Annotated in this window: 8 protein-coding genes; 3 read left to right on the plus strand and 5 right to left on the minus strand. The window is 49.4% G+C overall.

Annotated elements, in window-relative coordinates; translation table 11 throughout:
- Nucleotides 1–8 precede the first annotated feature (8 nt).
- From B5Z18_RS01460 to B5Z18_RS01470, 3 genes are read left to right on the plus strand one after another with little or no spacing between them, the layout of a single operon-like run.
- Nucleotides 9–2,864, plus strand: coding sequence for a hypothetical protein (locus B5Z18_RS01460; protein ID WP_079467638.1), 2,856 nt, complete (start codon nt 9–11; stop codon nt 2,862–2,864).
- Complete coding sequence (locus B5Z18_RS01465) at nt 2,864–6,589, plus strand: contractile injection system tape measure protein (protein ID WP_079467639.1); 3,726 nt, start codon at nt 2,864–2,866, stop codon at nt 6,587–6,589. The genes B5Z18_RS01460 and B5Z18_RS01465 overlap by 1 nt, the downstream gene beginning before the upstream one ends.
- Entirely contained in the window at nt 6,574–7,911 is a 1,338-nt protein-coding gene (locus tag B5Z18_RS01470) for an ATP-binding protein (protein ID WP_079467640.1), read from the plus strand. The genes B5Z18_RS01465 and B5Z18_RS01470 overlap by 16 nt, the downstream gene beginning before the upstream one ends.
- Nucleotides 7,912–7,920: 9 nt before the next feature.
- Here the strand turns inward: B5Z18_RS01470 and B5Z18_RS01475 are convergent, their stop codons facing one another.
- The 5 genes from B5Z18_RS01475 to B5Z18_RS01495 all read right to left on the minus strand — a co-directional run bounded on the left by B5Z18_RS01475 (nt 7,921) and on the right by B5Z18_RS01495 (nt 13,587).
- Nucleotides 7,921–9,102, minus strand: coding sequence for a glycosyltransferase (locus tag B5Z18_RS01475; RefSeq protein ID WP_079467641.1), 1,182 nt, complete (start codon nt 9,100–9,102; stop codon nt 7,921–7,923).
- A 90-nt stretch (nt 9,103–9,192) separates the two neighbouring features.
- Complete coding sequence (locus tag B5Z18_RS01480) at nt 9,193–9,777, minus strand: RNA polymerase sigma factor (protein ID WP_079467642.1); 585 nt, start codon at nt 9,775–9,777, stop codon at nt 9,193–9,195.
- 96 nt (nt 9,778–9,873) lie between these two features.
- Complete coding sequence (locus tag B5Z18_RS01485; protein ID WP_079467643.1) at nt 9,874–10,464, minus strand: collagen-like triple helix repeat-containing protein; 591 nt, start codon at nt 10,462–10,464, stop codon at nt 9,874–9,876.
- 60 nt (nt 10,465–10,524) lie between these two features.
- Nucleotides 10,525–11,556, minus strand: a complete 1,032-nt coding sequence (locus B5Z18_RS01490; RefSeq protein ID WP_079467644.1) for a PorP/SprF family type IX secretion system membrane protein — start codon at nt 11,554–11,556, stop codon at nt 10,525–10,527.
- A gap of 33 nt (nt 11,557–11,589) precedes the next feature.
- Entirely contained in the window at nt 11,590–13,587 is a 1,998-nt protein-coding gene (locus B5Z18_RS01495; RefSeq protein ID WP_079467645.1) for an OmpA family protein, read from the minus strand.
- Nucleotides 13,588–13,606: the final 19 nt, after the last annotated feature.

Consider the following 13,606-nt stretch of genomic DNA (forward strand, 5'->3'; position numbering starts at 1 on the left):
GTTGTCATATGCCCGATAGTCCCGTTCTGATCAACAGAGATAAAGCCATTGCGCCCGCAATGGATTATGATCTATTAATGAAGGAAGCGATTGCCCGCGTGCAGGAGCTATCCGGTACCGAATGGACCGATTACAACCTGCATGATCCCGGTGTAACCATCCTGCAACAGCTGTGCTATGCGATCACGGATCCCGCCTACCGTACCGCTTTCCCGATAGAAGAAATACTGGCAGATAAAAAGGGCGACATTGATCCTTTGCCGCACTCTTTTTTCCGGCGTGCAGAAATGCTTACCTCTGCACCCGTAACGGCAAACGATTATCGTAAAGTGGTGCTGGATGAAATAGACGATATAGAGAATGTATGGATTGAACCCGTGCAAACCGCCCACCCATCCGGTTGTACAAAAGGCGTATACCGGGTATTTATACAGGTGGAAGATGCGATTGCGAGGAACATGAAAGCCAATGCAGACCAGGTACAACAGCTCGCAGCGCAAACCGATCATCTCCTGCAATCGTACCGGAATATCGGGGAAGACTTTGAACCCGCAATAGTACTGCAACCACAGGAAATTTTTATCAAGGCGGAAATTTTTGTAGACAGCAGACATGAACCCCAGCAGATCCTCGCCCTCATGTGCAATGCTTTTGAAATGACTATCCATCCGCCGGTAAGATTTGTATCGGCCGCGGAAATGTATATCAATGGCCATACTGCAGAAGAAATGTATGCAGGTCCGCTACTGAAAAAAGGCTTCGTGGCAAACAGCGATCTGCATCCCCGCAAACAAACTGCCGATCCCGCCGACCTGATGAAAAGCGTATCAGAAGTACCCGGCGTAATGAAAGTAAAAGCCATTTACCTCGCAGATGAAAATGGTAACTTCCAGGCGAAACCTGTACAGATCAAAGAAGGCCACTACCCTTACCTGGAGATGGTGAGTGAAAAACACGAGATAAAAATATCGAGCGATAAATTTGAATACAGTCTGCGTGATGCCGGCTTTCTCAATATGTACGAACAGGTGAAAACGGTGACCCGCAGGAAGTTTGCAGGCCATCAAAACTCCGAGGCTTCCAAACCGCTGAAAGGCACCTACCGTAACTTAGGCCAGTACTATTCGCTGCAACACTACTTCCCGGCTATTTATGGCATCGGGCATGAAGGGCTGGAAAAAGATTCGCCTGCCCTCCGCCAGGCACAGGCAAAACAGCTGAAAGCGTACCTGCTTTTCTTTGAACAACTGCTGGCCAACTATCTCGCGCAGCTGAGTAACATGGGCAATTTGTTTTCACCTTTCCTGCAACAGGTACCCGCAACTACGTATGCCACACAACCATTGTACAACGTACCACACGCCGCCACCTTATTGAAAGCGTTTACCGATCAGGCTATACCAGGCTCCTGGGATGATTTCAGGAAGGATAACGGGAACCCCTATATTAAAAACATGCAGGAAGCCGCAGAGCCAGACAAAGTGTACCAGCAGCGAAAGAACACAATCCTGGATCATTTGCTGGCCCGTTTCAACCTAGTGTTACTGAAATACCCGGTTTCTTTCTATGAACAAACGTATTCCCGCGACGCTCCTCCTACCCGGATCAGCGCGGAGCTGGAATGGAAAGCGGAGATCCTGCGCGACCTGCCGGCACTTAGCGCTAACCGCAACCGGTCGTTTAACTACCGGGAAGATATTTTTAATGAAGGCACCTTATCCGGTTATGAAAACATCTTGCATAAACTGCTGCATGTGCGCGTGGAAAAAAGAAAACGGCTTACCGCCGTATTTGACACCGGCAGCTGGAAAGTAGCGGTGAACCACCCTTCCGAACCACACCTCCATGTTCACCTGGTAAAGGAATATAAAGTAAAAGATGAACTGCTGAAAGTGAATATTGCTGAGAGTACCTCCGGTGAAATCATTACCGACAAGAAATACGACTACGGCCGGCAATCCGTGTCCCTGCTGCGCTACGGACTGGACCCCGGCAATTACCGCATTGTATATGATGAGGAAGAAGATGTTTACCTGGTGGTATACCGTCATGCTGCACACGCATTATGGCAGGTAGTAAGCCGGGAACAGACCCATGAAGAAGCTGCACAGGCGCAAAAAGAAATGATCCGGCACCTGAAGCAGATCAGTATAGCATCCGAAGGATGCTACCTGCTGGAACACCTGCTGCTGAAGCCTGCGTACGCAGACCGCAGTTTTGGATTCCGCATTTACAGCAGGGCCAATAAACTGTTGCTGCAACATGCACAATGGCTCACCCTCGATGAACGGGAAGCACAGCTGGAAAACATGGCGCCGCTGGCAGCGGCCCTTAATGAAAAGGATGCCTATGGCAGCTGGCAACAGCTACAGCAGTATTACAAGATCTACTTCTATCCGGCGGATACGCCGGAACTGTTAACAGCATCGCATTTCACGTCGCCTGATTATAAAGCAGCCGCTGAGAAAACAATGCTGGATCTGCTGTTGCTGATCAGGCAGATGAAAACCGGGCAGCACCGGCAGGTGCGTGTGGCGCTCTATGTAAAACAGGGTGCATCGCAAATGTTGCAGGAAGACTTTTTCAAATTCGGCATGAGCATTATTTTTCCTTCATGGCCGGCACGCTTCCAGTATAAAGAGTTCAGGAATTTTACCGAAGGACTTTTCCGGGAACATACTCCTGTACAGTTCCGCATGAACTTTAGCTGGCTGGGGATCACCGCCATGCAGGATTTTGAATCACGTTATTTCGGCTGGCTCAAAGCAATGCGTGGAGAGGGCGACCGGCCCTCCGCCGCTACTGCATTACTGGAGCTTATGATAAAGGATCCGGCATTTTCTCAACATGTAGTTACCGTATAATGGAAGCACACATCATCCGGCGATACAGCTTTGACATCACCTACGATTCGAGGCCCAGGGCTTTTGCCTTGCAGGACAAAGTAAGTATGCTTTTCCGACAAAGCATCAGCAACCGTACGGATGAACTGCTGCAACAACTGATCCCCGCTGATATGATGGCCTCTATCGATGGCCTGGTGCTGGACATTGGCGCCATTCCTTTCAAAGACCTGGAAACTGAGCTGCCGGCGAAGATACTGGCGGCTTTGCAACAGGCGCTGACCGACCTGCTGTATCATCAGCAGGCAGGCACACAGCATAGCGTTAGCGGGGACATTACCATCCGGAAAGGCGAAGACCGGCAGCTGGAGCTGATGACCTTTTTCCTGTTGCAGGGTGTAATGCCCTGGTGGGCTACTGCTGCTGAACGCGCACAACCGGGAGAGATCGTTTTGCAGTTATCAAAAACATCTCCCGGTAAACTGGCTGATTTTATCCGCAGCATTGGCCGGAGTCAAAGTGTACGGGAGCGGATCGTGTGGCAATTTCCCGTTGCCGTATTACAGGCTATCGTGGAAGTACTGGAGCCGGCGGAAGCATTGTTTATTATTGCCGGAAGCCGGGAAATAGTGTTGCTGCAACAACAGCAGCAACTACTGCATACGGAAGCCAGCGAACTGGAAAAAGCCGTGTGGTTGTTTATGCTCACCTATCTCATTATGGAGCGGGGCAGCAATTTTAACCGCAAAGAGTTTGTACGCAGCAACCTGCTGAAGCTGGCCGGGCATTTCAATCTTTCTTATGAAACCATCCTGGAGCTGTTTTACGAGGCGTTATGGCGATACAAATCTTCCATCCCGGAAACGGGACTGGGCAGCTATATCAGGGATCTTTATAACGAACTAACAGTTACCCCTCAACGAAAACTGGTTTCCGGCAGCGATCCTTCTTACAAAAAATTAATGGCAGATACCGGGGAACAAATCAATGTACTCCGCTACTACCTGTTGTATGGCGCTATTCCGTGGTGGGCGCCGGGTGTTACCCCGGCATCTCTCCAGCTGATGTTTAACAATACCGGTTACCGTGCAGCCACCTCCCTGAAACAGATGTTGCAGCTGGTATTGCAACACCAAACGGCGGCCCACCGGTGGAATGAGCTGATGCAAACCAATGCAGTAGCAGTTGAGCAAACAGGGTATTTAAGGGAGATAAAAAACTGGGCAAACGACGCCATTGCCACGGCGCCCTTTGCCGGAGACACAGGTATAAAACGGTTACTACTCCGCGACGTGATCCTGCACCTGCTTACCTATGGCAGCATTTCCTGGTGGGGAAAAACGTATGCGCACTACTCTCTTAACAGCTTACTGGAGCAGCTGGCCGATCAGCATCCGGACCAAACGCTGACCATCCTCGAATACGCCGGCACCTTACCAGGAGCGATGTACCGGCTGGTTACCGGCGTAAAGCCCGCGGTATTTTTCCGGCTGCTGAAGAGCAGTGGGATGAGCAGCGCCGCAGAAGAAATATACGACAACGTATATACGCTGTTAATGGCCGTGCAACAATTCGTTACGGTGAGTACCCTGCCGCCGGAGCAGTTTATCCTGCAAGCTATCTGGCAATCGCTTGCAGTCACGCGCTACCGGCGGATCAATAAGGAAATATTGCTGCAACATCTGCTCCTTCCTACCTGGTCGGAGACTCCTGTGGCTGCGCCGCATATGATCCGTTTCCTATTGCAACAGCTGCTACCTGTTATTAATCATCTTTCCGGCAATACCGTGCTGGCCAATGATCTGCAGGCATGGACCATACCCGCGCATTCCGTTTCCACGCAGGAAACAGAACGCTTACCGCCGCAGATAACAGCCTCCCCCGACTTGGTAACCAGCTGGCTGCAACAATTCCTGACCACGGGACAATTGCCTCCGGCAGCAGGTAACTCCTCAGTGGCTTATGCAGCAAGATTACTGCAATGGCTATACGAATATCATGAGGAACACATGAAAGTATTGCAGAACAACATTACCTTATCGCCTTCCTTGTTCCGGCAGCTGGAGGAACTCTTCCTGCAACTGGAACCACATATCGAGCCGGTACAGGCATTGCTGCAACCCTGGCTGGAGAAAACCATTGCGGCAGGTAGCGCCCCGTTTACCGCAGGCAGCAATAGCAGGATCTACCAGCCCGCAGTAGCGTTCCGGTCGTTGCTGCAACGTATGCAGCGCTACACCGCTATTACCACGGAGCATCAGCAACAAACAGTGCTGGACGAAGCTAGGCAGTTACTAACGGTGTACCTTACACGCCACCGGTTGCCCGACAAACTGGGCTCCCTGTCAGTATCGGCGACTAATGAAATCATCAAAGCAACCGTGATCCTGTTGTTTAACGCCGCCCCGGCCATCCTTCAACAGCTCTTTACCAGCTACCGGCAGCAGCTGGCGGCCAGGCTGCAGATATATGGGTTATTCTCCTTCTATGCCGGGGTACCTGACAGTCATATCCGGCAAAGCCTGGATGTATTCGCCGTACAGGATAGTTTGCTCCTGTTGCAGGAAACAGCCGGTAATAGTCACCAGGGCAGCATCACCGACCTGCGGAAAGCCGTCCGTTTTTATAAACAGCGCAGCCGGCAGGAACGGAAATTATTCTATAGTAAAATACTACAGCATACCGCGCTGATAGAACAAATGGCGCAGCATCTCGACGAAGAAGCTTTTCTCGATATCATGCAGGATGTGCCGCTTGGCTGGAGCGCTAACGCCACCGATGCGCTGCATGAATTGCAACGGCTGCTGGAAACACTGCTTCCCGGCAGCCAGGAAAAAATGCAGCTGCAACAGGTATTCCGGCGGTTTCACCTGCTATTGCTGGGTGCGCATATACATGTATACGATGCGCGCAGCTATGCTACCCGTTTCCTCGATTTTGTGAACGTGGCGGCGCCCGGCATAGCGGAGGCATTAATCAGCCAGCTGGTAAAAACAGCACAACAGCCGGCAGCACTATCGTATACGCATATACGGCATGTGGTACCGGTATTGCAGCAGGAAGCACAGCTAAATATTACTGCCAACCGCCACCGGGCCTTGCTACGGGAAAGCCTCTACGAAAAAGACCAGCTACAAACCATGAGGGCCGTTACCTCCGCAGCCGCCGGGCCGCCGGAAATACCGGAAATACCGCCACGGGAACCGGAGAGCTGGGCTAAAGTAAAGAAGCCACCACTGGATACCATTTACACCGGCAACGCCGGTCTGATTATACTCCATCCGTTTATTCCTTATGGCTTTAAACGGATTGGCCTTGTAAACGACGAAGGGTTTGTAAACAGGGATGCGCAGCATCGTGCAGTACACCTGCTTCAGTATATGGTAAACGGAAAGGAAATACATGCAGAGCATGAGTTGGCACTCAATAAAATAATGTGCGCCCTCCCACTGGAAGAACCGGTACCGGCAGAGATGTTACTGACAAACGAAGAAAAACAGCTCTGCGAAGAACTGCTGAAAGTAGTGATCCAGCGCTGGGAGAAAATGAACAACTCTTCTGTGGAAGGCTTCCAGGCGGCCTTCCTGCAGCGCGACGGCGCGCTCTGGGAAAAAGATGATGACTGGTGGCTACGCGTGGAAGAACGAGGCTACGACATGATACTTCAAACCTTACCCTGGGGCATTGGCATGATCAAAACCCCGTGGATGGAAAAAACTATATATACAGAATGGGCATACAGTTAATAGCAGCCAATGCGGCTGCATTGGAAAAAGAACTGGAGTGGTTCCGGTTACTGGCCGAAGCACGGATGCAGCAATACTTCCAGCAATCAGTGGTGGAATACCCACCCATGCCGGACCTCTCAGACGATCCATCTGTGTACGCACAGATCATAAAACACTACGGCATGTCGCATGCCGAACGGACCATATTGCTGCTCGCACTCATCCCGCATATACAACCACAGCTGCTGGACATTTTCTTTGTAAAGAACGCTACATACGACAGGGGCTTTACAGAATTTGGCGGTATTAAAGGACTGATGCATGGCGGCTTTTTGCCAACCGGGGAAACAGCCGCTTTTCTGCTGGCTACCGGCGACCTGCAACAACGGTTTAACCTGATCCGCTATTTCAGTCCTGATCATTTCTTTGCCAAACACCAGATCCTCAGACTTACTCCAGCCGGCGAAGAGCCGCTGCTAAGCGGCACCCTGAGCCTCTCGGCCGAATATCTCAGCCTGTTTACACAAGGGCTTTCGCATCGCCCCGATTACAATACACAGTTTCCTGCCAAACGTATTGAAACGGGTATGGAGTGGCGCGACCTGGTGCTGGAGCCGCATGCGATGGAAGAAGTGGAAGATATCCGTACCTGGATAGAGCATGGTACTACCCTGTTGCATGACTGGGGCATGCACAACAAAATAAAACCTGGCTTCCGCAGTCTTTTTTATGGTCCGCCGGGAACGGGAAAGTCGCTCACCGCCTGCCTGCTGGGCAAAACGTTCAACATGGATGTGTACCGGATCGACTTATCAATGGTGGTATCAAAATTTATTGGTGAAACAGAAAAGAACCTTGCGCAGGTATTTGACAGGGCTATCAACCAGCAGTGGATTTTGTTTTTTGATGAAGCAGATGCGTTGTTTGGAAAACGCACGCAAACCTCTTCTTCCAACGACCGGTATGCTAACCAGGAAGTGGCATACCTGCTACAGCGCGTAGAAGATTTTCCCGGCGTGGTGATATTAGCTACTAACCTGAAAGCCAATATTGATGAAGCTTTCGCCCGCCGTTTTCAATCGATGATCTATTTCTCTATGCCTGGCCCGGAGCAACGGTTACGCATATGGGAACAATCGTTTCCCGCACATATAGCGCTGGAAGATAAGGTGAACCTGGAAGACACTGCGCGTAAATATGAAATGACCGGTGGCACCATTATCAACGTAGTGCGTTACAGTTGTCTGATGGCACTGAAACGGGGAGATAAAACCATCCGGCAAAAGGATGTGCTGGCGGGCATCCGCAAGGAGTTTGGGAAAGATGGAAAGATTGTGTAAGCCTTACTGCTACTTCAGCCAGGACATATCGCTTCCTTCAAAATCACTGACCGCCAGTGAAGGGACTTTAATAGACAGATCGTCTGCCGATATTTTATTTTCCATTGCTTCACTGAAGTACTTTTTATTTCCAATATTGCGGGGGATTCCTCTTATCCTGCTGTTGGTTCTTAATGTTTCCCGCATTCCCTCCGGACCTGTAGAACCCATTGTTTCTAATCCCCGGGGGCTATACAAAGGGTTATCACCTGAAGCGTCAGGATACTCTTTAATCCTTTCGCCATCTGCATATAACTCGTTCAATTTCTTCTCTGCATTGGCGCTGATAAGACTTATATTCTCCGCACCTGGTAATGAAGCGATCAGGTCGTTGGTGGCTTTTTTAGCTTCCGACCTGTTATGAGTGAGCATGCCGGTTTTATAGATCTTCTTTTTTACTTCTTCAAACAAATCAGGATGTTCCACTTCAGCCGAACCGCCGGATGCACCACCTTCCTCCGTATTCTTTCGGAAACCAAGATCGCTGTCTGAATAAATGCCGCCATACTTACTGAGAATACTGTAACGCGCCAGGTCGGATGCAGTGCCAAAATTGGTCCATGTATCATTTGGATCACCAGGTGCTCTTTTAATATAGCCGGCCTCCTTCTGATAATGTTCTGTAAAGATGCTGTTGTCGGCAGAAATATCTTTAATAATGATTCCATGCTCGCCAGCCCAGACAGACATATCTCCAAAACCATTTTGTATATGATTAGTCCGGTCGCGCCAGCGGCTATCAGACCACAACCAGATCTGCGCGGCAGGATTTCTTTCCTTCCACGCAAGTACATTCGTTTTCCCGCTTCCGGGCATGGAGCCTCCTATCCAGATGAAATGAATGATCTTTGGCAGGCCCCCATCTTCCTTACCCTTAAATTCACTGATGTAGTGTTCAATAGCTTGCGCCTCTTTACCTTTCTCCAGCGGATATATTTTGGGCTCCCGCATTAATATCTGTATTAAACCATAGTTTGGTTCAAACAGTGCAGGATTCAATGCAATGATATCACTGATGGTAGGTTCCTCTTCTGTACCTTGATAGATAAACTTTCGCTGGACCGGCGCATGTTGAGAGATACCATTCCTGCCTGCTATGTGATCCGCATTGCTGCGAAAGGTACGTTCCTGGGGGCTATTTCGGGTATACATGGGGATACTGTTTTCGTTAATCCGTATAATGAAATTAACGAAAAAGCGCCGGCTTTCAACATGTTAAAAGAATTAGTTTAACCCGCAGGATTATACAGATACAAGGTTTTCAACACCGGCCTGTTTTCTTAAATTCATCAATGCGTACCGTACCCTTCCCAGTGCTGTATTAATGCTGATGCCAATGGTTTGCGCCATTTCCTTATAACTCAGATCGGCGTAATACCGCAGGATGAGGGCTTCACGCTGCAGTCCGGGCAAACGGTCGAGCATCCTGTTTATTTCTTCAGTCACCTCCGCCCGGATCATGCGGTACTCCTGGCTGTGTTCCGTAACCTCCATATAATCGCCCAGGTCATCGTTGTAGGTGACTATAGTGCTTTGCCGTTGATTAGCTTTCCTGAAATGACTGATACAGGCGTTATGGGCAATCCTTACCGCCCACGCCAGGAACCGGCTGTTATCAACATAGTGTCCCGATTGCAATGCGTTCACTATCTTTATAAATACTTCCTGGAAAATATCTTCTGCCAGGCTTCTGTCTCTCACAAGTAAAACAATAGTAGTAAAGATCCTGTTCTTATGGCGGTATACCAATGCGGTAAAGGCTGGGTTGTTTCCTGCAATATACAGGCGGATCAACTCCTGATCCGTAAGGTCACTATATGGGTTCATACACGGTTTCATAAATTTTGGTCAATGAATGTTTTCAGATGGGGGCCACCCTGAACAGGGCAGCCCTTTTATATACTGGTGGTTGTATTAGCCAACCTAGTCCTTGAGATTTAAATATTTTTTTACCTGGCTGTAGTCGTTCCAGTCGATACCTGCCGCAGATCTTGCAGACACGCCACCGGGAATAATTACATACCTGTATTGATAACGTTTATCCGTAGTAGTGGTACTGATAGGTGCATTCGCAAGCAGGTCGATGGCGCCGACAGAGGCTACAAACCTTACCAGGTAACCATATTCATCTACATACGGCAACGCTTGTACGAAAGAATTGGCAGCAGTACCGAGATTGATATATACGTTGATAGACGCATTGGCCAGTAAAGGAGCTGTTAACTTCGGAGCATCCAGGCTGGCGCCATATATGATGGTGTTAATAGTACCATTCTGATTAAAGATGGTATCTGCAGGCGCAAACGCCACATCCTTCCAGGTGGAATAAATAACATTCGCAGTACCGGGCAGACCTGAATCGCCTTTAGGACCGGTAGGTCCGGGGATACCGCTTGGACCAACAGGGCCCGCAGGACCAGCAGGACCCGGATCTCCATCTTTGGAGCAGGCAGCAAAAAATAATACAACCGCAGTGATCAATGCATAGGGCATAAAGCGTGTAACCTGTTTCATAATGACAATTGTTTGTTTGTTTTTATTGATTAAATGAAAAGATGAAAAAATTGATAGCCGCTACCATACGTTACGGGGACAGGTATCTCCATACTTGTTACCCAGCAGGAAACCGATCATGATTTCATGAGTGCCCCTGCTCACTGTATTCAGGGAAGACGACGTATAGTCGTAAGAGTAGCCAATGTTAAACTGTGAGCTGATGTTTACCCCAAACATAGCCGCCACCCCATCGTTTATACGGTAGGAAGCGCCCAGCCAGAGGCGGTCGCGATACATGAACCTGGCGTTGACATCTACACTGAACGGCATGGCGGTAATCATTTTCAGCATCACCGACGGCATCACATTCAGATCGTCGTTTATCCATAACCGGTAGCCGGTAGTAAAGAATAAATGTGGTACCAGTTTGCCGCTGTAAACAGAGTCGCCTACTACTTTGCCATTATCAAACCCGATTTGCTGCGGGATAATATTCTGGACGGATAAGCCGGCAAAATAATCTGCCGAATACAGCCACAGTCCTGCGTTTACTTCCGGCTTCCATTTGTTCAGTATACCTGTGCTGGTACCCAGTACAGGATCGGAAGGATCAAAGAATTCTACCCTGCTTGCATCCAGACTCACCTGTTGCATACCGATACCAATACCTGCGCTGACGCTGGTTCTGGGAGAAAGATTGATGTGATGCGCATAGGCGCCGCTAATGGAAAAGCGGTTGAGCGGACCGGTTTTGTCGTTCAGCACAGTGAGTCCCACACCCGGATGCGGAGGCGGCGTGGTATAGTCCTGCCAGTAGGCTTTTCCGCGGGGATTACTCCCTTCCGGATCAAAGCCCGTGGGCGACGCGGTACTGTAATCCGATTTACGCAAAGGCCCCTGCAGGGTCATATACGTGGTTACCGGTGCACCTTTCATACCTACCCACTGATGCCGGTGACTGAAGCGCAGGTCCCAGTAGTTTTCAATACCCGCCAATGCCGGGTTGATGATGAAAGGATTCATGATATACTGCGTGTAATGTGGCTGTTGCTGTGCATGGGTAACATGCACGAGCAAAACAAGCAAACCTGTGAGCACAATGTTTTTCATGGATCAGTGATTTTGGGTTAAACAGCCGGGCTGTTACTTTTTAATGATGGTAAATGCCGTTCTCCTGTTCTTCTGCCTTCCTTCCGGATTATCACTACCATCTTCCAGGGTATTGGGCGCTACCGGCTGCGTATCGCCATAGCCTATATAAGTAAGCCTGGAGCGGTCAATACCTTTGCTTACGAGATATTCCACGCAGGTTTTTGCACGGGCTTCCGACAAGCGCTGGTTAAAGGCGGGCTTACCTTTGCTATCCGTGTGCGCACTCAGCTCTATATGCATATCCGGATTGGCGGTGAGCAGTTCCGCGAGTTTATCCAATGAAGGGAATGAACCTTCCTGTAACGTTGCCTTGTTGAAATCGTAATACACGTTTTCCAGCACTACCGGGGCTTCCGGCGTAACGAGTTTCGCCAGGCATAATACCGGCACCGTCACACCGGCGGTGTCTTCGTTCAACGGAACGGTTATCTGCTGCGTATTTGTCGTATATCCATCTGCGTTAGCTACGGCTTTTAACGGTAAAAAATCTTCCACGGTAAAAGCATAGCTACCATCGGCGGCAGTAGTGTGCGTGTATACCACTTTATTGCTGATGGTATCTATTACGTTAATGGCTGCACCTGCCAGCGGCGTATTATTATCGCAGGATACCACGATACCGCTTAATTGCTTCGGCGGACGGTTTTTATGTACAAAGAACAGCTCCAGGCAGCATTCTGCGGCGCGGTCGGTACCCAGCAGTACTTCATCCAGCAGGTTTTTATTATTGCTTCTGCTGGTAAAATAAATATCATCTTTCACAGAGTTCACCGGGTAACCCATGTTCACCGGCGCTTTCCACGTACCTATATTTCCTTTGCTGGAGAAGAAGTCGTACCCGCCCATGCCCACGCGGTTGTCCGCAGAGAAGATCAGCGTTTTGGTAGCGGCATGATAAAATGGCGCCTGTTCATTGCCGGCGGTGTTGATTACTTCTCCCAGGTTAGCTGTTTGCAAGGGTTTACCCGATTCATCAATGGTGGCATACCATAAGTCGAAACCACCGTAGCCATCGGCCCTGTCGCTGGCGTACAACAATGTTTTGCCATCTTCCAGTAAATACGGTTGCTGGGTATTATTACCTGCCGAATTCACCAGTGCATCCATCACTACCGGGTCGCTCCAGTTATCGCCGTTTTTACGCGACACATATATGGCCGACACTTTCTTACCATGATCAATATGCCAGCGGGTAAGGAATAACAACTCCCCGTTGGGCGACAAACACGCAGCGCCCTGGTGTAGTCCTTCCGGTTGATCCAGCTTTAACAGACGGATACCGGATACCTCCCCGGCTTCATAGCTGGCGGTATATAAGCGGTTGATATAGGTATGATTTTTTTGAAAAGAACTATCCGGCCTAGTAGAGGTAAAGATGAGGGTACTACCATTGCTCCACAAAGGCGCATAACTGGCGCCGGTGGTATTTAACGCAGGAGGCGCCTTCTTTACGCTGTACTCCGACAGATCTTTTTTATTCAGCTGCGCCATAATAAATTCCAGGTTCTGCAATTCGCGTTTAGCCGCTTCCGTGAATTTGTCATTAGCGGTATAGCCGTCGAGAAAATTTTTAAATGCCTGCGTGGCTTCTTCATATTTAGCCAGTGCGCGCAGGGATACCGCATAGTAATAAGACGCCAGCGGGAAACTGGTTTTATCCAGTTCCATCACGGATTCATAATATGGCGCCGCCTTACCGTAGTTATGAAGATTGCGGTAACTCTCAGCCAGCTTATACACCGCCTGTTGCTCACTGCTCACCTTTACTGTTTTATTTTTTACCACAGACACGGCGGCATACGGTTTGTAAGTATCCGGCTTCACCGTTTTGGTGCGGGAGCCCAGGTACTTTTCATAATAGGTAGCCGCTGAATTGTAGTCTTCTTTACTGTAGTACTGATCTGCCGCCTTGAGGTAGTTATAGGTAAACTGTGCGAACGACATCATACCGGATAACAGCAATGCGGAAGTAAATAATATTTTTTTCATGAGATCCTGTTGCTTTTAA

It is taken from the genome of Chitinophaga ginsengisegetis (assembly GCF_900168065.1).
GTDB lineage: Bacteria > Bacteroidota > Bacteroidia > Chitinophagales > Chitinophagaceae > Chitinophaga > Chitinophaga ginsengisegetis.

Coding starts and splice junctions, on each gene's coding strand:
- B5Z18_RS01460 (WP_079467638.1), top strand. CDS start 9: ATGCCCGATAGTCCCGTTCTGATCAACAGAGATAAAGCCATTGCGCCC.
- B5Z18_RS01465 (WP_079467639.1), top strand. CDS start 2,864: ATGGAAGCACACATCATCCGGCGATACAGCTTTGACATCACCTACGAT.
- B5Z18_RS01470 (WP_079467640.1), top strand. CDS start 6,574: ATGGGCATACAGTTAATAGCAGCCAATGCGGCTGCATTGGAAAAAGAA.
- B5Z18_RS01475 (WP_079467641.1), bottom strand. CDS start 9,102: ATGTATACCCGAAATAGCCCCCAGGAACGTACCTTTCGCAGCAATGCG.
- B5Z18_RS01480 (WP_079467642.1), bottom strand. CDS start 9,777: ATGAACCCATATAGTGACCTTACGGATCAGGAGTTGATCCGCCTGTAT.
- B5Z18_RS01485 (WP_079467643.1), bottom strand. CDS start 10,464: ATGAAACAGGTTACACGCTTTATGCCCTATGCATTGATCACTGCGGTT.
- B5Z18_RS01490 (WP_079467644.1), bottom strand. CDS start 11,556: ATGAAAAACATTGTGCTCACAGGTTTGCTTGTTTTGCTCGTGCATGTT.
- B5Z18_RS01495 (WP_079467645.1), bottom strand. CDS start 13,587: ATGAAAAAAATATTATTTACTTCCGCATTGCTGTTATCCGGTATGATG.